This is a genomic window from Humidesulfovibrio mexicanus, from assembly GCF_900188225.1.
Taxonomy (GTDB): Bacteria; Desulfobacterota; Desulfovibrionia; order Desulfovibrionales; family Desulfovibrionaceae; genus Humidesulfovibrio; species Humidesulfovibrio mexicanus.
In genome coordinates this window covers 149,643-167,053 of the sequence record NZ_FZOC01000008.1, presented here as the reverse complement: position 1 = coordinate 167,053, position 17,411 = coordinate 149,643, and the positions used below count along the sequence as shown (strand labels likewise).

At 69.9% G+C, this 17,411-nt stretch carries 16 protein-coding genes; 9 read left to right on the top strand and 7 right to left on the bottom strand.

All coding sequences use genetic code 11. The features are described 5' to 3' along the window. The first annotated feature begins 5 nt into the window (after positions 1-5). The 3 genes from CHB73_RS14975 to CHB73_RS14965 all read left to right on the top strand — a co-directional run bounded on the left by CHB73_RS14975 (position 6) and on the right by CHB73_RS14965 (position 3,242). Positions 6-1,073 carry a Gfo/Idh/MocA family protein gene (locus CHB73_RS14975; RefSeq protein ID WP_089275410.1) on the top strand — a complete coding sequence of 356 codons (1,068 nt, stop codon included), beginning with the start codon at positions 6-8 and terminating at the stop codon, positions 1,071-1,073. 17 nt (positions 1,074-1,090) lie between these two features. Next, positions 1,091-2,068, top strand: coding sequence for a Gfo/Idh/MocA family protein (locus CHB73_RS14970; RefSeq protein ID WP_089275409.1), 978 nt, complete (start codon positions 1,091-1,093; stop codon positions 2,066-2,068). A gap of 82 nt (positions 2,069-2,150) precedes the next feature. Next, entirely contained in the window at positions 2,151-3,242 is a 1,092-nt protein-coding gene (locus CHB73_RS14965; protein WP_089275408.1) for a sensor histidine kinase, read from the top strand. Here the strand turns inward: CHB73_RS14965 and CHB73_RS14960 are convergent. Continuing rightward, complete coding sequence (locus CHB73_RS14960; protein ID WP_089275407.1) at positions 3,221-3,997, bottom strand: metallophosphoesterase family protein; 777 nt, start codon at positions 3,995-3,997, stop codon at positions 3,221-3,223. The genes CHB73_RS14965 and CHB73_RS14960 overlap by 22 nt on opposite strands. Positions 3,998-4,141: 144 nt before the next feature. On the opposite strand from CHB73_RS14960, the gene CHB73_RS14955 reads away from it, so the two are divergent. Together CHB73_RS14955 and acs are read left to right on the top strand one after the other, a co-directional pair. Beyond that, positions 4,142-5,059, top strand: coding sequence for a LytR/AlgR family response regulator transcription factor (locus CHB73_RS14955; RefSeq protein WP_089275406.1), 918 nt, complete (start codon positions 4,142-4,144; stop codon positions 5,057-5,059). A 161-nt stretch (positions 5,060-5,220) separates the two neighbouring features. Continuing rightward, positions 5,221-7,164, top strand: coding sequence for an acetate--CoA ligase (gene acs, locus CHB73_RS14950; protein WP_089275405.1), 1,944 nt, complete (start codon positions 5,221-5,223; stop codon positions 7,162-7,164). Between the two features lie 128 nt (positions 7,165-7,292). Here the strand turns inward: acs and CHB73_RS14945 are convergent, their stop codons facing one another. Further along, positions 7,293-7,493 (bottom strand): hypothetical protein, encoded by a 201-nt coding sequence (locus tag CHB73_RS14945; RefSeq protein WP_089275404.1) that lies wholly within the window; start codon positions 7,491-7,493, stop codon positions 7,293-7,295. Between the two features lie 204 nt (positions 7,494-7,697). Then, positions 7,698-7,901, bottom strand: a complete 204-nt coding sequence (locus CHB73_RS16585) for a hypothetical protein (RefSeq protein ID WP_143337416.1) — start codon at positions 7,899-7,901, stop codon at positions 7,698-7,700. A gap of 161 nt (positions 7,902-8,062) precedes the next feature. Between CHB73_RS16585 and CHB73_RS14940 the strand changes: the two genes are divergently transcribed. Further along, positions 8,063-8,719 carry a lactate utilization protein gene (locus CHB73_RS14940; RefSeq protein ID WP_089275403.1) on the top strand — a complete coding sequence of 219 codons (657 nt, stop codon included), beginning with the start codon at positions 8,063-8,065 and terminating at the stop codon, positions 8,717-8,719. A 14-nt stretch (positions 8,720-8,733) separates the two neighbouring features. Here CHB73_RS14940 and CHB73_RS14935 read toward each other — a convergent pair whose 3' ends face one another. After that, entirely contained in the window at positions 8,734-9,606 is an 873-nt protein-coding gene (locus CHB73_RS14935) for an energy transducer TonB (protein WP_089275402.1), read from the bottom strand. 654 nt (positions 9,607-10,260) lie between these two features. Here CHB73_RS14935 and CHB73_RS14930 point away from each other — a divergent pair. The 3 genes from CHB73_RS14930 to CHB73_RS14920 are packed head-to-tail and all read left to right on the top strand — an operon-like array spanning position 10,261 to position 12,394. Then, complete coding sequence (locus tag CHB73_RS14930) at positions 10,261-11,103, top strand: metal ABC transporter ATP-binding protein (protein WP_235641624.1); 843 nt, start codon at positions 10,261-10,263, stop codon at positions 11,101-11,103. Then, positions 11,103-11,918, top strand: coding sequence for a metal ABC transporter permease (locus tag CHB73_RS14925; protein ID WP_089275426.1), 816 nt, complete (start codon positions 11,103-11,105; stop codon positions 11,916-11,918). Before CHB73_RS14930 ends, CHB73_RS14925 begins: the two co-directional genes overlap by 1 nt. Further along, positions 11,915-12,394, top strand: coding sequence for a hypothetical protein (locus CHB73_RS14920; RefSeq protein WP_089275400.1), 480 nt, complete (start codon positions 11,915-11,917; stop codon positions 12,392-12,394). The genes CHB73_RS14925 and CHB73_RS14920 overlap by 4 nt, the downstream gene beginning before the upstream one ends. 36 nt (positions 12,395-12,430) lie before the next feature. Here CHB73_RS14920 and CHB73_RS14915 read toward each other — a convergent pair whose 3' ends face one another. The 3 genes from CHB73_RS14915 to CHB73_RS14905 form a co-directional block, all read right to left on the bottom strand. After that, positions 12,431-13,060, bottom strand: coding sequence for a class I SAM-dependent DNA methyltransferase (locus CHB73_RS14915; protein WP_179217079.1), 630 nt, complete (start codon positions 13,058-13,060; stop codon positions 12,431-12,433). Positions 13,061-13,327: 267 nt separating this feature from the next. After that, positions 13,328-15,658, bottom strand: coding sequence for a tetratricopeptide repeat protein (locus tag CHB73_RS14910; RefSeq protein WP_089275398.1), 2,331 nt, complete (start codon positions 15,656-15,658; stop codon positions 13,328-13,330). Positions 15,659-15,670: 12 nt separating this feature from the next. Continuing rightward, positions 15,671-17,152: an arylsulfatase gene (locus CHB73_RS14905; RefSeq protein WP_218819440.1), complete on the bottom strand. Its 1,482-nt coding sequence runs from the start codon at positions 17,150-17,152 to the stop codon at positions 15,671-15,673. Positions 17,153-17,411 lie beyond the last annotated feature (259 nt).

Here is a 17,411-nt window from a genome sequence, read left to right as displayed (position 1 = left end):
GAACCATGAAGGACATTCGCGCCGCCGTCATCGGACTGGGCGGCATGGGCAGGCGGCATGTGGCCGCCCTGGACGGCCTTGCGGACCTGGGCGTGCGCACCACGGCCGTGTGCGACATGAACATCGCGGCCGCGCAGGAATTCGCCGCCGCGCGCGCGCAGGCCGGTTTCGCCGCCCCTGCCGCCCATGCCCACTGGCGCGAGGCTCTCGCCGCCGGGGGGGTGGACCTGCTGTGCGTGGCCACCAACGGCCCCAGCCACCGCGACATCGTGCTGGCCGCGGCAGAGGCCAAAATTCCCTTTGTGCTGTGCGAAAAGCCCATGAGCACCAGCGGGGCCGCGGCGCGGGAAATGGCCGCCGCCTGCGAGGCCGCGGGCACGCGCCTGGCCGTAAACCTTTGCCGCCGCTTCCTCACGCGCTGCCTGCTGTTCCGGAACGCCCTGCGCGCCGGGCTGGTGGGCCGCCCCAGGCGCTTCTGGTCCGTGGTGGGCGGCGGCGGCGTGGGCTGCGTGGGCCTGCACTATTTCGACTACGCGGCCTGGCTCTTTGACGCGCGCCCGGTGTGGGTGAGCGCGGAGCTGACGGAGAACCCCGCGCCCAACGTGCGCGGGCCGCAGTTCTTCGATCCCGGCGGCCAAGTGAGCGTGGGCTTCGAGTGCGCGGACGGCTGGCGCTTCACGGGCGATTTCGAACTCTCGGAGGACGTGCCCAGGGCCTCGCGCTGCATGGTGGTGGGCACCGAGGGCGTGGCCGAGACCGACGACTACGACCCGCCCCCGGCCGGAGCGGCCAGGGCCAAGGCCCGCCCGGCCGACCAGCGCGGCGTGGTCAAGACCCGGCTGGTGCTGCCAGAGCCCGTGCCCCTGGACCACGGCCCGGCGCTGGACATCGTGCAGGCCACCCGCGACTGCCTGGCCGATCTCGTGGGCCCCTTTGCCCAGCCCACGGTGGCGGCGGGCGTGGAGTCCGTGGATGTGGTGCTGGGCGCGCACCTGTCCTCGCAAAACCGCGGCGCGCGCGTGGCCCTGCCCCTTTCCGGCGCAGGGCTCGCCCTTGACGTGCCCATAACCTGAGAAGGCGAGAATCCCCCATGCCCGCCCCCCAAAAAACCCTCCGCGTCGGCCTGATCGGCGCCGGGCTCATCGCCCGGCAGCATCTGCTCGCCATTGCCCAAAATCCCGGCGTTGCGGCCGTGGGAATCGCCTCGCGCACGCGGGACAAGGCACAAGTCCTGGCCGATGAATTCGGCGTGCCGCTGGTGGCCGACAGCCCCGCCGAACTGGCGCAGGCGGCCCGGCCGGACGCCCTCATGATCCTGGTCTCGCCCCAGGCCGTGGCCCAGGTGGCCCTGGACTGCCTGGGCCTGCGCCTGCCGCTGTTTCTGGAAAAACCCGTGGGCCTGTGCGTGGCCGAGGCCGAAGCAGTGGCCCTGGCCGCGCGTCGGGCGGGCGTGCCCGGCATGGTGGGCTTCAACCGCCGCCACTACTCGGTGTTCGCCAAGGGGCTGGAAATCCTCCGCGAACGCGGACGGCTTTTGGCCGTGCATGTGGAGGGCAGCGAGCGCATGGCCCTGGCCCGCTCCTCGGGACGCTTCAGCGAGGAGGTGCTGCGGGCCTGGATTTTCGCCAACGCCACGCACACCATCGACCTGTTGCGCCACTTCGGGGGCGAACCCGAGGAGGTCTGCGCCTTCTCCGCCAGCCTGCGCGAGCCCCTGGGCGACCAGTTCGCGGCCTGCCTGCGCTTCCCCGGAGGAACCCTGGGATCCTACGCGGCCAACTGGCACTCGCCGGGCGGCTGGGGCGTGGTGCTCAAGGGAGAGGGCGTGAGCGTGGAGTTCCGGCCGCTGGAAACCGGCCGCGCGATTTTTGCCGATGGAACGGTGCGGGACATCACGCCCGACGCCGCGGAAAAGGGCCTCAAGGCGGGCTTCGCCGGACAGCTGGCCGCCTTTGCGGACATGGTGCGCACGGGCCGTCTGGCCCCGCCCTCGCAGGATTTGGACGGCGCGCTTCTGACCATGCGCCTGGCCGAGCGCCTGGCCGGGCGGCCCGTGCCGCTCGGCTAGGGCCTATGCGGCAGGCGGAGGCGGCGCGCCACCCGCAGCAACTCCGTCGGCGCGGCCCGGCAGGCCCGCGCAAGGGAGGACCATGAGCGTCATCGACACGTCCCGCAGCCGCCCGCGCATCCTGGTGGCCGACGACGAGACCATCATCGCCATGCAGATCGGCGAGCTGCTGGAGTCCGAGGGCTACGCCCTGGCCGGGGTGGCCGCAACGGCAAGCCAGGCGGTGGACATGGCCAGGACCCTCCGGCCCGATCTCGTGCTCATGGACATCGTCATGCCCGGCGGCGCCGGGGATCCCGACATGGACGCCCCGTCCGACGGGCTGGACGCCTGCGCGGCCATACAGCGCGAGCTCAACATCCCGGTGGTGCTGCTTTCGGCCCACGGGGAGGAGCAGTTCCTGCGCCGCGCCCGCCGCGCCCTGCCCGCCGCGTACCTGATCAAGCCCTGCCAGAACACCCAGGTGCGCGCGGCCATAGAAATGGCCCTGGCCCTGCGCGTGCACAACGACCCCGCCGCCCCCTTCCGCCTGCGCGAGGCCCACCACCGCATCAAGAACAGCTTTTCGCTGCTGCACAGCATGTTGCGCATCCAGGAGATTCAGGCCACGGACGCCAAGGCCCGGCACGCCCTGGCCGATGCGGGCGCCCGCGTGCTGGCCCTGGCCCGCGCGCACGAGGCCATGCTCTTCGGCGGGCCGGAGAGCATGGTGGACGCCAAGGCCCATGTGGAACGCCTGGCCGAGGCGCTGTTCCAGGCCCAGTCTCCCCCGCCGCCCCAGGCCCCGCTCGCCCTGGAGCTGGACGTGGAGCCCCTGCCCCTTTTGCCCGGACAGGTTATTCCCTGCGGCATCTTCCTGGCCGAGGCCCTCACCAACGCCATCCGCCACGCCTTCCCCCCCCATTGGAACGGCGGCGGGAACGGGGACGGCGCAACGGTCCGCGTGTCGCTCACGGAGGAGGACGGCCAGGCCGTGCTCCGGGTGTCCGACAACGGCCGAGGCTTTTGCGGAGAGGTGCAGGAGCTTTGCCGCCGCTGCTTCGGGCTGCAATGCCTGAAGGCGGCTGCGGAGCAGTTGGAGGGCTGCATGGAGCTGGGCGACGGCCCGCTGGGCGGCGCTGTGGCCGCGGTGCGCTTTCCGCTGTTTTCCGGCTACCAGAGCCGGTCGGCGTAGACCGCGGGCAGCCCCTTCTCGATGATGGCCGCGGCGGTCTTGGCGATGTCGTAGGCCACGCGGCGCACCTCGATGCGGTCGGGCGCGCCGGGCGCGGCGGGCTCCCAAAGCAGATACTTGGCCTTGTTGCCGCCATCGCGCGGCTGGCCCACGGCCCCGGCGTTGATGATGTGCCGGGCGGCGGGGTCCAGCTCCATGACGCCCTTGCCCAGGGCCTTGCGCTCGATCCGGCCGCCGGGCTGCAGGCTCACCCGCTGCAGCTCGTGCGTGTGGCCCACGAAGCACAGGCGGTGGGGATACAGGCCAAAGGCCTCGCGCAGGGCCTCGTCGTCCAACTCGTACAGATACTTCGACACCAGCCCCGGCGGGCAGCCGTGCACGAACAGCGCGCCTTCAGCCTCCCGCGTACGCGGCAGGGTGCGGAAGCTCATGAGCGCTTCCTCGGACAGAAGCGCGCGCGTGCGGTCCAGAGCCTTGCGCGCTTGCGGATTGAACCAGCTGCGGGCCTGGGCTTCCAGCAGGCCGTGCTCGTGGTTGCCCAACACGCTTTCGGCCCCCCGCGCGGCAAGCAGCTTCACGCAGGCGTCGGGCTCCGGCCCGTAGCCCACCATGTCGCCCAGGTTCAAGATGCGCGGGACTCCCTGGTCCTTGCCGGACGCCGAAGCGTCGATGTCGGCCAAGACGGCCTTCAGGGCCTCCAGGTTGCCGTGCACGTCGGAGATGACGGCGATGCGGGAGCGTGGCGCTTGATTCATGCCGCCAAGCGTACAACACGCCGCACGGCGGCGCAACCCGGCCTTGCGCCGGGGCATGTTTTGCGGCACAAGCGCCTGTGAGGCTTCCGTCCATTCGCCCCCTGCAGCGGCGGGGGGCAAACCGCAGCCGGGATTCGCCCGCCCATGGCCAAGCTCAAGACGCTTCTGCTGCACCCCGACCCCATCGTCCGCCGCGACCTGCGCCGGGCGCTCTCCGGCGCGGGCTTCCTCTCCGTGCTGGGCGAGGCGGTGACCGCCTTCGAGGCCATGGAGCTCATCGAGGCCATCCCCTACGGCGCGCTGTTCGTGGGCCTGGACTTGCCCGGCGGGGTCTCCGGCCTGGAGCTGGCGCAGATGCTCTCCGGACGCAAGAACAAGCCCGCGCTGGTGTTTTTGGCGGGCAGCGAGGTCCACGCGTACGCGGCCATCGAGCAGGGCGCCACGGACTACCTCATCTGGCCCGCACCGGAAGAACGCGTGCAAAAGACCCTGGCCAAGCTCTCCGAGTTCAAGGCCCGCTTCCGCGAAGTGCCCATGCCCGCTACCTGGTCCGAGGCCGCGCCCCCGGCCCCCGGCTTCGACTCCGGCCCCGGCGGGCCGGACGGGTATGGAGGCTGGGCCGAGGGCGAGGGCAGGACCGTGTCCCTGCCCCTTGAGGACGACGAGCAGGAGCATTTCCTCTCCGCCCTGAAACAGGCCTGGGACACCAACCAGACCCGCACCCCGGAGATAGAGAAGCTGGCGGTCTCCCAGGACGGGCGCATGTTCCTGGTGCCCTACGGGCAGATTGTGTTCGTGGAGGCCTACGAGGACTATTCCTACGTACACACCGCGCAGCAGAAATATCTCACCAGCTACCGCGTGAAGTACCTGGAGGAGCGCCTGGCCCCGCACCGCTTCTTCCGCGTGCACCGCAAGTACCTGGTGAACCTGGACATGGTGACGGAGATCGCGTCGCTGCCGGGCAGCAACTTCATGCTGCGCACGGCGGGCAGAACGCGCATCGAGCTGCCCATCAGCCGCAGGCGCATCGCAAGCCTGAAGCAGGTGCTGGGCTTCTAGCCCGGGCCATTCACCGCGCCTGCGCCGCCGTCCGTCGAATGGCGGAACGCGAAGCCGGGCGCGCTGGTGTATATGAACCGTCATGCGGCCCGCCACGACGCGGGACGCCCTGGCCCTGTGGCGCGGCACGCCCCCCGCCGCCGCCCAAGGAGGACACGCACATGGACAACAGCGGAACCCTGGACAGCCTGGCGCAGGAGCTGCGCGTGTTCCGGCCCCTGCCCCAACTGGTCATAGAGGCCAACGTGAACCCCCAGGAGCTGGAGGCCTTCCGGCGCCAGGCCGCCCACGACCCACTGGGCTACTGGGAGGAGGCCGCCGACGAACTGGACTGGTACAAGAAGTGGGACCGCGTGTTGGACGACTCGGACGCGCCCTTCTGCCGCTGGTTCCCCGGCGCGCGCTGCAACATCGTGTACAACTGCCTGGACCGCCACATAGAGACCGCCAACAAGAACAAGCTGGCGCTCATCTGGGAGGGCGAACCCGGAGATTCCCGCAAGTACACCTATTACGAGCTCTACCGCGAGGTGAACCGCTTCGCCGGAGCCCTGCGCACCCTGGGCGTCAAAAAGGGCGAGTGCGTCATCATCTACATGCCGCCCCTGCCCGAGGCCGTCATCGCCATGCTGGCCTGCGCGCGCATCGGCGCGCCGCACTCCCTCGTGTTCGCGGGCTTTTCCGCCAGGGCGCTCAGGCAGCGCATCAAGGACGTTGAGGCCAAGCTCGTGGTCACAGCCGACGGCTTCTACAGAAACGGGCAGATCATCAAGCTCAAGCCCGTGGTGGACGAAGCCCTTGTGGGCGGCAGCGCCGACTGCGTGGACTCCGTGGTGGTGGTGCACCGCGCCAAGGTGGACACCGACATGCAGGAGGGCCGCGATTACTGGTACGACGACGTGGTGCGCCGCGAGCGGCCGGAATCGCCCGCCGAGGTGATGGACGCGAACGACACGCTCTTTCTGCTGCACACCAGCGGCGCCACCGGCGCGCCCAAGGTGGTGAGCCATTGCCACGGCGGCTATATGGTGGGCGTGCACCGCACCCTCACCCATGTCTTCGACATCAAGCCCACGGACATTTTCTGGTGCACGGCGGACCTGGGCTGGATAACCGGGCACAGCGCCGTGGTCTACGGCCCGCTTCTGGCGGGCACCACCACGCTCATCTACGAAGGCCACCCCAACTACCCGCAGGCCGACCGCATGTGGCACATCGTCAGCAAATACGGGGTGACCATCTTCTACACCGCGCCCACGCTCATACGGATGCTCATGCGTTTCGGGCCGCAGTACCCGCGTATGCACGACCTCTCCACCTTGCGCCTCTTAGGCACCGTGGGCGAGCCCATCGGCCCGGAAACTTGGCTGTGGTTCTACCGGCACATCGGCCGGGGGGAATGCCCGCTGCTGGACACCTGGTGGCAGACGGAAACCGGCATGTTCATGATCTCGCCGCTGCCCATCTCGCTTTTGAAGCCCGGCAGCGTGACCAAGCCCCTGCCCGGCGTGGAGGTGGACGTGGTGGACCGCGAGGGCGCAAGCGTCCCGCCGGGCAAGGGGGGACTGCTCGTCATCACCCGGCCCTGGCCGGCCATGATGACCGGGGTCTTCGACCCCTCCGCGAAAGCGGGCGGCGCCGGGCGCGAGCGCTTTGCGGAGTCCTTTGCGCGCTTCCCCGGCAAATATCTGGCGGGCGACGTGGCCAAGCGCGACGAGGACGGGTTCCTCTGGATCGAGGGCCGCGCCGACGACGTGCTGAACATCGCCGGGCACCGGCTGGGCACCGCGGAGCTGGAGAACGCCTTCCGCGCGCACCCCGCCGTGGCCGAGGCCGCGATCATCGGCGTGCCGGACAAGATCAAGGGCGAGGCGGCCAAGGCCTTCATCATCCTGAACCAGGGGGTAGCCCCGTCCGACGAGCTGATTCTGGAGCTGCAAAACCACATGCGCAAGGAGCTGGGGCCGGTGGCGGTGATCAAGGGCGTGGAGTTCCGCGACAGTCTGCCGCGCACCAGAAGCGGCAAGATCCTGCGCCGGGTGCTCAAGGCCCAGGAAACCGGGGAGTCTCCGGGCGACCTTTCCATGCTGGAGGACGCCGACTAGCCGTGGAGCGCCCCTGCGCAGCGCCGGGCGCAGGCTTGCCGCGACGGAAAACTCCGTCGGCCCGCGCATTCATGAAGGGGAAGAGCGTGTGCCCAGGGCCGCAAGACGCGGCGGGGCAGGCGAAAGCGTCAGGAACGGGGAACGCTGTTGCTACGCCCGGCTTTGCAAGGGGCGCAGGCGTCGTTATGGGACAGGAGCGTCAGCTGACAGGCGGCCAGCGTCTCGGCAAGCCCGTCCGCTCCACCAAGGCCGCAAAAGGGAAAGCCGCCTTCCGTCCGGTCGCACTCCAGGGGTCGCAGCTCCTCGCCAATGCCGTGCTTCTCAGTCATGGCCGCCTCTCTGTATCGCTGTTTATTATGTCACGGGTGGCATAATTACGGAGTCTGGTCAAGCCCAAAGCGTTCCGGCGCGATCGTGAGGGGCGTCCGGCCGAGCGTGTCGTTGCGGAAACGACGGCGGGGTGTGGACGGCCGCCTGCGGCAGCGGCGGCCCGAATGGCGAGGGCGAAACCCGGCCGCAACGGCGGGCCGGGCTCAGTCGGGGATGGCGGAAGCCATGGTGGCCTCGCCGGGCTGCACAAGCTCCCAGCTGACCACGCGGCCGGCCGCCCCGGGCATGATCTCCCCTTTGCGCACCAGCAGCGGGGGCACGGACGAGTCCAACGCGCGCCACACGCCCGTGTGCGGACAATCCTGCCCGCTGACGGCTATGAACGCTTGATGATGCGCATATGTCATATGCTATGCAACCTCTCCGATTACGTAGAGAAGGGCCGCAAAAAAAGCAAGGCGTGTATTCATATTTATGATCGCGCTGCATCCCCGGCCCTGTGGAGACGCTGTTGACCCGGCGCAGAGCTCCCGGCATACTGCCCGCACACCCCAAGAGAGAGGTACCCATGGACGCACCGATTCTGGCGCAACGGCGGAAGCTCGCCGGACAGATCATGAAACAGCTGGGTTCGCGCCGCATGGCGTCCAGCTATTGCGACACCGCCGCCCAGGCCAGGGACGAGATCCTCGGCCGCATTCCGGACGGGGCCTCCGTGCTGCGCTGCGGCTCGGAGTCCGTCGTCGGCCTGGGCCTGTGGGAGGCGCTGGAAAGCCGACCCGGCGTCACGGTGCTGAACCCCTACGCCCCCGGCCTGAGCCCGGAGCAGGCCTTCGACATCCGCCGCCGGGGCTTCCTGGCCGACGTGCTCTTGACCAGCACCAACGCCCTCACCCTGGACGGCCGCCTGGTGAGCCTGGACGGTTCCTGCACCCGGGTGGCGCCCATGCTCTTCGGCCCGCGCAAGGTCATTCTGCTGGTGGGCATGAACAAGGTGGTTGCCGATCTGGAAGCCGCGTACGCCCGCGTGCGCACGGTGGCCGCTCCGGCCAACAACATCCGTCTGGCGGGCGTCATGGGCCTCAAAAATCCCTGCGTCGAGGATGGCCGCTGCCACAACTGCCGCAGCGAAACCAAGATTTGCAACGCCTGGACCGTCATCGAGGGCTCAAGCGTCAAGGATCGCATCCATGTGGTGCTGGTGGGGGAAGACCTGGGCTACTAGGGAAGTCGGCGCGGCTAGCGCTCCAGGGCGAAGCGCACCGGCAAGGTGAGCCACATGCCCACGGCCGCGCCCTTGTTCATGGCCGGGCTGAAGCGCCACTTGCGCACGGCCTCCAGGGCGCTCTCCTCGAACAGGCCCTCGGGCTCGGCCTTGAGCACGGCCACCTGCCCCACGCGGCCCTCTGCGTCCACGAAGAGCCGCAGCAACACCTGCCCCTCCTGCCCGGCCCGTCGCGCGGCCATGGGATAGCGAGGCTTCACCGTGCGCAGGGGCGCGGGCATACGATCCACGGCAAGGCCGCCCTGCCCCGTTCCCGGACCGGTCGCCCCGCCGCGCCCCGTGCCCTGGCCGCCGCCGGAGCCGCCGCCCGAGCCCCCAAGGCCATCGGACTGTCCAGCGGACTGGCCAGCGCCTGCGGATGCTGTCGCGCCCGTGGTCCGGGCCGCCGTGGCCTGCACCGCCGTCTGCGACACGCTCTCCGGAGCCGCCTTTGGAACTGGCGGGGCGAATGTGCTTGGCACGGGCACGGCCTTGGGCGGCGCCTGCGCCGCGCGCGCCGCTTTTGAGGCCTGGGGCGCCGCGACCTTGGACGCTGATGCGGCAGAACCGCCGCCGCCGCGCGCGCCGCCGATCTCCACGAACTCCACGTCGATGAGGGCGGGCGGCTCGGGCAGGGGGGCATCCAACCCGGACGCCAGCAGGGCAAAGACCAGCAGGGCGTGCACCAGCGCGGAAACGCCCAGGGCCAGACTGCGCACCCGCACCCCGCGCCCGCCAAATCCGGGGACCAGCAAACGCGAGGGCGCGCGCCGGGCAGGACCGCCCTCGGGCAGGGCGTGGGAGGACGGATGCAGACCGCCTGAATCCAGTGCGCAACCATGCTCCATGGCTAGCCCCTCGCGTCGGCGGCGCTTTTCACCAGGCCGCAGGCGTCCAAAGACCAGGCCGCCAGCAGCAAGACCATGGGCGGCTTGAGACGATCACCAGCAGGCCAGCGGCAGGCAACGGCACGGCAAAAGGGGGTGGCCTGGCCGCAATGCCGGTCCTTGCGGGCATGGCCTGGACCGCCTGGTTGCGTCCCATTCCCGGCGGTCACGCCGCGCCCCCACCAAAGATTCGCTGCCTTGCCAAACATGGCGGAACTCTAGCATACGATTTTTGAGCCAACAATCATATTGTGACACGACATACACGTTCGTATCCGCAGGGGCCATATCCTGCACCGGCCACGGGGCAGGCAGCCGAGCATCGTTCTCCCTATGGCAGGCGCCCGGAGCGGGAGGACCGCACCGTCACGCCGCCGCGCCCCAGTCCCACAGGCCCAAGGCCGCAGCCGGACAGACGCGCCATGGCCCCTTTGCGCAGCGGGCCGAACAGTGGCGTTTCCCATCGGAAATGGCCGCCGCCGCCATGCGCGTCCCCGTCCGCCCGGAACAGGTCCGCGAAACCCGTTGCCACGCCCCCGCCCACGGGGGTACAGGACCGGGGATGTGCTCCGCGCGGGCGTCCAGCCCGCCGATGCGCCGTTCAGGAGGTTTTGCTTGGAGAACACCCCGGCCATAGAGATTTCCGACCTCTGGTTCAGCTACGGCGCCGCGCGCGTGCTGGACAAGGTGAACCTGACCCTGCCCGCGGGCGAATTCCTGGCCGTGCTTGGCCCCAACGGCGGCGGCAAGTCCACCCTGCTCAAGCTGCTGCTGGGCTTTGTGCGGCCCGGCGGCGGAAGCATCCGCGTCCTGGGCCGCCCTGCCGGCCAGGCGGGCGGACGCATCGGCTACCTGCCGCAGTTCACCCAGGTCTCGGCCAGCTTTCCCATCACCGTGCTGGGCGCAACGCTTTTAGGCCTTGTGCGGCCCGGCATCGACTGCTTCCGCAGTCTGGAGCGCCGCAGACGGGAGCGCGAGGCCGCCCTGCACGCCCTTTCCCGCGTGGGCCTGGCCGACCTGGCCGGCCGCAGGCTCTCGGAGCTCTCCGGCGGACAGCGCCAGCGCGTCTTCATCGCGCGCGCCATCGTCTCCGGACCGGAACTGCTGCTGCTGGACGAACCCACGGCCAGCGTGGACGGCAAAAGCAGGCAGGAGCTCATGGCCCTCTTGGCCGAGCTCAACCGCGACATGACCATCGTCATGGTCAGCCACGACATGTCCACCGTGGACGGCTGCGTGAACTCCATCGCCTGCGTGAACCGCACCCTGCACCTGCACAAGGACTCGCGCCTTACCCCGCGCATCTTCGCCGAAGCCATGGGCATGGACCTGACGGCGGGCTGCCCTGTGGAGCTCTTCGCCCACGGGCCGGTGCCGCACCGCGTGGTGCTGAGCCACGACGACCCCGGCTGCGGCGACTGCGGCCACGCCAAAAACGATGACAGGAGCCCTGAATGATCCTGGAAGCCCTGTCCTTCGACTTCTTCCGCAACGCCCTCATGGCCGGGCTGCTGGTCAGCGTCATCTGCGGGGTCATCGGCTCGCTGGTGGTGGTGAACCGCATCGTGTTCCTGGCCGGAGGCGTGGCCCACGCCTCCTACGGCGGAGTCGGCCTGGCCTTCCACCTGGGCCTGCCCGTGCTGCCCGTCACCGCCGCCTTCTCCACCCTGGCGGCCCTGGGCATGGCCTGGGTCACCCTGTCGCGCCGGGAACGCGCCGATACCATCATCGGAGTGCTGTGGGCGGCGGGCATGGCCTTGGGCATCATCCTGCTGGACCTGACCCCCGGCTACAACGCCGACCTCATGAGCTACCTCTTCGGCAGCATCCTGGCCGTGCCCGACGCGGACCTCAAGCTCATGGCCTGGCTCTGCGCCCTGGTGCTGGCCCTGGCCGCGCTCTTTTCGCGGGGGCTGCTGGTCATGAGCTTCGACATGGAGTTCGCGCGCGCGCGCGGCGTGCCCGTGCGCTTCCTGCACTTCCTGCTCATGGGCCTTACGGCGCTGTGCGTGGTCATGGTCATCCGCGTGGTGGGCCTCATCCTGGTCATGGCCCTGCTGACCATCCCGCCGTTCATCGCCGAGCGCCGCGCCCGCTCACTGCCGGGCATGATGTTCCTGGCAGGCTGCTTGAGCGCGCTGTTCTGCGTGCTTGGCCTGTACCTGTCCTTCAGCCTTGATCTCACCTGCGGCGCCAGCATCATCGCCGTGGCCTGCGCGGGCTTCGCAGTGTCCACGCTGCTGCCCCGGCGTGGTGCGCTGGAGGAGACATGACGGACGCGGACGACGGCGGCCACCAGAACGCGACACGGGGCAACAACGCGGGTTCCGGCTCGGCCCTGGACATCGCGCGGCGCATCCAGCGCATGGCCCTGCTTGTGCGGCGAGGCGCCGTCCAACACCCGCCTTCCGACACCAGGACGCGCCCCGTGCGTGGAGATGTCCCCGCCAGACCCGGCCACGGATGGACGAACGATGCGCCGCGGCGTCAGCTGGGCTGGTGGGTGCTGGCCCAAGGCCGCGCCCTGGACCCGGAGAATTTCGCCTCCCGCGAGGCCGCGCGCGAGGAACTGCTTGACGCGGTGCGCCGCGCGGGCGCGCTGGTGACGGAAAACGTCTGGGTGTGGGACGAAACGGCCAGGGCGCAGCTGGTGCTGGCCACCCTGCCCACGCGCGAGCGCGCCCAACGCGTGGCCGAGCGCCTGCGCGCCAAGGGGCTCCGCGTGGTGGTGCGCCGGGAGATGCCCTAGGTCCGCGCGCCTTGCGCCAGACCGGGCTGCCCAGCCCTACGCCGGGCTGGCGGCCAGGAAGAACAACGGGTATTCGCGCATGGTTCCGGTGGCGTCGGGTCTGCGCAGCACATGAAACGGCAGCAGGCGGCGCACGGCGAACCCGGCCTCTCCGCACATGGCGCGCATCGCCTCGGGGTCGAAGCCGTTGTGCGCGGCGGAGCCGTCGGCATGAAAACTGCCGTCCTCGGTGAACAAATCTCCCGCCAAAAGCAGCCCGCCGGGCCGCAGGAGCGAACGCAGGCGCGCCAGCATGGGCACGATGTCCGGAACGTGGTGCAGGGCCATAAGGGTCACGGCCAGATCCTGGCTGGCCGTGCCCACGGACAGCCGGGCGATGTCGCCCTCAAGCACCGTGGCCCGTGGCGCGCCTTCCAGCTCCAGCTTGCCGCGCAGCACCTCCAGCATGGCCGGAGAGGTGTCCACGAAGGTGAGCCGCGCCCCGTGTCCGGCCAGACGCAGGCCCAGGGCTCCGGTGCCGCAGCCGAACTCCAGCACGGAACGTCCGTCCAGGCCGCCGTTCTCCTCGGCGGTGCGCAGCACCAGCTCATAAAACGCCCGGTGCATGGCCGCGCGCACGGGGTTGGCGTCCCACTCTGATGCGCGTGCGGCGAAGGCGTCGCTCATGGCCGCCCCCTGCGTCCTGCCGGGAGCGCCACGATGAAGCCAAACGGGAGAATCGCGCCGTGGCGCTCCGTCCATGGGTGGTCCAGATGGTTCATATGCTGTCTCGTGCCTTGCGCGGAGTCGTGGGGGGGGGACCGGAACCGCCGCCGACTCCAGCTGCGGCGGCGCGGATGCACCCAAGGCTTTTGCCGCTTCCGCAAGCACTCTGTCAATGCGCACGCACGCGAAGAATGCGCTCCTGGTACGGTCCGGCTCGCTTGCGCCGCGTCAACGGCCGCGTCCCTGTATCTCCCGCAGCAGCCGCTGCGCATCCAGCTCCCGCGGATGGCTCCGGAGCAGGGCGAAGAGTGTACGCTTTGCGCCATCGGGATCCCCGGAACGGTCCTGGAAGAAGGCCAGAGTATAGGCGTAGCGGGGCTCTTGGGGCCGCAGCCGGGCGGCCTTGCGCAAGAGCGCCAGGGCCTCGGGCATCCGCGTGGGGGCCAGCAGCACGCCCAGATTCAGGGCCGCTTCCGCCATGTCCGGGGCTTGTGTGAGGGCGGCGCGCAAATGCCGCTCCGCGCCTGTGCGGTCTCCGCTCCCGGCCTTGAGAAGCCCCATGTTGAAGTGGGCGGGCGCGTGTCCCGGATCAAGACCAAGGGCCTTTCGCAGCATGGCCTCGGCGTTGGCCGCCTGGCCCATGCGCGCATACGCCAGCGACGCGTTGACCAGCGGGGGCACGCCCTCCGGGTTCAGCCGCATGGCCGCCTTGTAGCGCTCCAGCGCGCGGGCGTCGTCGCCCTGGCTCTGATAGTGGTTCCCCAGGTTGTACTGCGAGGTCCACAGGTCCGGGCGGACTTTCAGGGAGGCCTCAAGTTCGCCGCGCGCGCGCGCCAGGGCGGCGGCCTCCGCCTTGCCCGGCCGGAGCAGCCCGTGCGGCAGGACGGCCAAGGATTCCGCAGCGCGGATGCGCACCACCCGGCATTCGTCCGACACTGCGGCCAGGAGCGCCCCCGCCGACTGACGCGTGGGCAGGGCGCCCAGGGCCTCCGCCGCTGCTGCCCGGACCAGCGGCGATGCCGACGCGGCGGCCCGGAGCACGGCGCTCCACTTGCCGGGGTCCGGACAGACGCGCAACAGGCGGAGCAGCGATGCACGGGCCACGGGATCGGCCTCGCTTTCGTCCAAGAAACGCAGCATCTCGCCAAGACGGCTCCAGTCGCCTTTCCTGGCCGCGTCCACCAGCCCGGCCAGGTGCAACACCGGGGCCTGGTAGTCGCGCGGGAACCAGGCGCGCACCAGCGCATCGGCCCAGGCCGCGTCCTTGTCCTGGTGGCAGGTGTTGCAGGCGTTGGGGGAGCCATGGGCCAGGGTCGCGGCCGGGGTCGGAGGCAGCATGGAATGGTCGCTGCGCCGCATCCGGGCGAACTCGGTCATGGGCATGTGGCAGGAGACGCACCTGCTGCCCGCGCTGCCCTCCGGATGCCGCGAGTGCCGCACGGCCTCGGCCACGCGCTTGGCATGACAGGGCAGGCAGGCCCCGTTGGCCCGGGCCGGGTCCGCGAACCGGTAGCGGCCGCTTGAGGTGTGGCAGTGCAGGCAGTCCAGCGCGCCGCCCTTGGCGCAGGGGCTGCGCGACCAGGAGGTGTAGGTGTAGTTCTCGCCCAGGTCGCGGCCGTCCGGGGCGTAGTCCGGGCTCTCCCAGGTCACCAGGTCGAAGTGGTCGGAGAAGCGGTCGCCGGGCTTCATGCCTGCGGTGAGCTGCCGGGCCTTGGCGTGGCAGGAGGAACACAGGGCGTTGTTCTGCTCCGCGCTGAAGGACGAGCCGCCGCGGATGAGCTTAAGGTCCTTTGGCGGCCTGTCCTTGGGCGCGGCCAGGCAGACGCGCGCGTGCTCCTCTCCGGGGCCGTGGCAGGTCTCGCAGTTGATGCCGGGCTCCAACCAGGTGGTGCGGTAGGTGTCGCGCCTGGGGTCGTAGCCGTCGGAGAGCTGGCTTACGTGGCAGCCCCGGCACGCGGTGTTGAAGGTGTAGGGCCAGGCCTTCCAGTCCAGGGGGCGCTCGTCCGGGGACAGGAAATGGCGCAGGCCGCTGCCCGCCATGTCGAACCACTCGCCCCGGCGCACGTCATAGGCCAGGGGCAGGGTCTGCAGCCGGCCCCTGGGCATGGGGGTCAAAAAATAAAAGACGTTCTTCCCGCCGAGGACGTGGGCGATGGGATAGGTTGTCTCCCGCGCGCCCGTGCGCTCGGTCATCCAGCCCTGGCCGGGGCCGATGGACACCCGGAAACGCGAGCGGCCAATCCCCAGTTCCTGCGGCTGGGGCTTGAGGGACTGCGCGGCGAAGGCGTCGGAATAGGGCCGCATGGCCAGGCCGTGGAAAGAGGTGGACCAGAGCTGGTAGAATTTCTCATGGCAACTGCGGCACCCCGCCGATCCGGTCACGCCCTGTGCCGGGTTCTGCGTGGTCCGGGCGGAGCGGGCCATGGCCCCCCCAGAAGGGAAGGCGACGCCGAGGACGAGGACCATGGCCAGCCATGTGCCCGCTGCGCGGGCGAATCCCGCAATCCGGGCCGCCTGGGCGCTCCAGCGCACCTGCTCGTCTTCGCGTGCTCCCGCCATGGGGCGCCTGGCCTAGGGCCTGGGGTTCACTGGCGGCTGGTAGGGCTCCGGCGTGCCCATGGGAATGGGCGGATATTCCTTGAAGCTCTTCAGCAAATCGTCCGTGATCTTCATCAGGTGCTCGGCCACCCAGGAATTGTGGGGGCCCACGTCGCGCTCCTCCCTGGGGTCCGCCAGCAGGTTCACCAGCTTGGGGATGGGCAACGCCTGCGGGGTGTCGAACATCTTTTCCTGCCACAAGACATGGCCTTTCCAGTTGCGCCACTTCACCGCGGTCAACCGGTTGGCCACAAAGGCCGGGAAGCCCTCGCGGCTGGAACGCTCCTGCCTGCCCTGGAAGAACGCCATCTGGTCCACGCCGTCGATGGGCCGGTCCTTGGGTATCTCCGCCCCGCCCGCGCGGGCCATGGTGGTGAAGCAGTCCACGATGTGCACGATCTCGTTGCTCACGCGTCCGGCAGGAATCTTTTTCGGCCAGCGCACGATGAACGGCGCGCGCAGGGAGCCCTCCATGGCGGTGAAGTACGTGCCGCGCCACGGCCCGGCCGACCCCTCCCACGGGTGGATGGCCTCCGGCCCGTTGTCGCTGGCGAAGATGACCAGAGTGTCGTCCTCCACGCCCAGCCGTTTCAGCGCGTCCAGCACTTGGCCCACGCGGTGGTCCATTTCCGCCAGGCAGTCGGCCCAGTCGCCGTTGCCGGTCTTGCCCGCGAACTCCGGGCCGGGAAGGGTGGGAAAATGCATCAGCGAGAAGGACAGGTAGGCGAAGAAGGGCCTGCCCGCCTTCACCTGCCGGGTCATGAAGTCGATGCCGCGGCGGGTGATCTCCCCTTCCATGAGCCGCCGCTGCTCCAGGTCCAGGGTGCGCAGAACCTTCGGCTGTTCCCCCTTGCGGGCCTCGTAGATGGGCTGGGGCGGGTCGGCCTTTGGGTTCCACCCCTGCGCGTCGCCCACGGCGGGCCAAAGCCCCTTGGACTCGTTCTGCCCCGTCCAGAGGGCCTCGTCGTAGGTGCGCGGAATGCCGAACCACTCGTCAAAACCCTGGTTGGTGGGCAAGCGGTCCAACCCGCTGCCCAGGTGCCACTTGCCCCACATGCCCGTGGCGTAGCCCTGGCGGGACAGAAGCTCGGCGATGGTCTCCTCCCACAAGGTCAGACCATCTGGCTGGCCGCCCAGGGGCACGGCGTAGGTGCCGGAGCGTATGGCCAGGCGTCCGGTCATCAGGGCCGAGCGCGAGGGCGTGCACTGGGCCTCCACGTTGAAATTCAGCAGGCGCAGGCCCTGTCCGGCCAGGGTGTCGATGCGTGGGGTGGGCGCTCCGCGCAGCACGCCGCCGCCGTACACGCCCAGTTCGCCGTAGCCCAGGTTGTCCACCAGCATGAAGACGATGTTGGGCTTGGCCGCCGCCAGGGCCTCGCCCCGAAGGAGCAGCGCCAGGGCCAGCGCCATCCAGAAAACCGCGCCGCGAAGACTGCGCCCGTGCATGTTGACCATCCCGGCTTGAGGTGGGGAAGACGTTTCGCAAAAAAACAAGCGGCCGCCACTGCTTGTGGCCCAATGCAAGAACGAATGCCCCAGCCCGCGCGGGCAGTCAAGAGGGTGCGGCGCGCTAGCCCCGCCGCCCGTGGCGCACGGACCGGGGGGAAAAGGGCCGAAGAGTCAAGAAAGGGAGGGGAAAGCGTTGGCGGTCCGGCTTCGGGCATGGCGCGCCAACGGCGGCGGTGCGCCCCTGGACGCTCGCATCCGGTGCGCA

What these genes read in the sequence shown, in the direction of transcription:
- CHB73_RS14975 (WP_089275410.1), top strand. Translation starts at nt 6, where the DNA reads ATGAAGGACATTCGCGCCGCCGTCATCGGACTGGGCGGCATGGGCAGG.
- CHB73_RS14970 (WP_089275409.1), top strand. Translation starts at nt 1,091, where the DNA reads ATGCCCGCCCCCCAAAAAACCCTCCGCGTCGGCCTGATCGGCGCCGGG.
- CHB73_RS14965 (WP_089275408.1), top strand. Translation starts at nt 2,151, where the DNA reads ATGAGCGTCATCGACACGTCCCGCAGCCGCCCGCGCATCCTGGTGGCC.
- CHB73_RS14960 (WP_089275407.1), bottom strand. Translation starts at nt 3,997, where the DNA reads ATGAATCAAGCGCCACGCTCCCGCATCGCCGTCATCTCCGACGTGCAC.
- CHB73_RS14955 (WP_089275406.1), top strand. Translation starts at nt 4,142, where the DNA reads ATGGCCAAGCTCAAGACGCTTCTGCTGCACCCCGACCCCATCGTCCGC.
- acs (WP_089275405.1), top strand. Translation starts at nt 5,221, where the DNA reads ATGGACAACAGCGGAACCCTGGACAGCCTGGCGCAGGAGCTGCGCGTG.
- CHB73_RS14945 (WP_089275404.1), bottom strand. Translation starts at nt 7,493, where the DNA reads ATGACTGAGAAGCACGGCATTGGCGAGGAGCTGCGACCCCTGGAGTGC.
- CHB73_RS16585 (WP_143337416.1), bottom strand. Translation starts at nt 7,901, where the DNA reads ATGACATATGCGCATCATCAAGCGTTCATAGCCGTCAGCGGGCAGGAT.
- CHB73_RS14940 (WP_089275403.1), top strand. Translation starts at nt 8,063, where the DNA reads ATGGACGCACCGATTCTGGCGCAACGGCGGAAGCTCGCCGGACAGATC.
- CHB73_RS14935 (WP_089275402.1), bottom strand. Translation starts at nt 9,606, where the DNA reads ATGGAGCATGGTTGCGCACTGGATTCAGGCGGTCTGCATCCGTCCTCC.
- CHB73_RS14920 (WP_089275400.1), top strand. Translation starts at nt 11,915, where the DNA reads ATGACGGACGCGGACGACGGCGGCCACCAGAACGCGACACGGGGCAAC.
- CHB73_RS14915 (WP_179217079.1), bottom strand. Translation starts at nt 13,060, where the DNA reads ATGAGCGACGCCTTCGCCGCACGCGCATCAGAGTGGGACGCCAACCCC.
- CHB73_RS14910 (WP_089275398.1), bottom strand. Translation starts at nt 15,658, where the DNA reads ATGGCGGGAGCACGCGAAGACGAGCAGGTGCGCTGGAGCGCCCAGGCG.
- CHB73_RS14905 (WP_218819440.1), bottom strand. Translation starts at nt 17,152, where the DNA reads ATGGTCAACATGCACGGGCGCAGTCTTCGCGGCGCGGTTTTCTGGATG.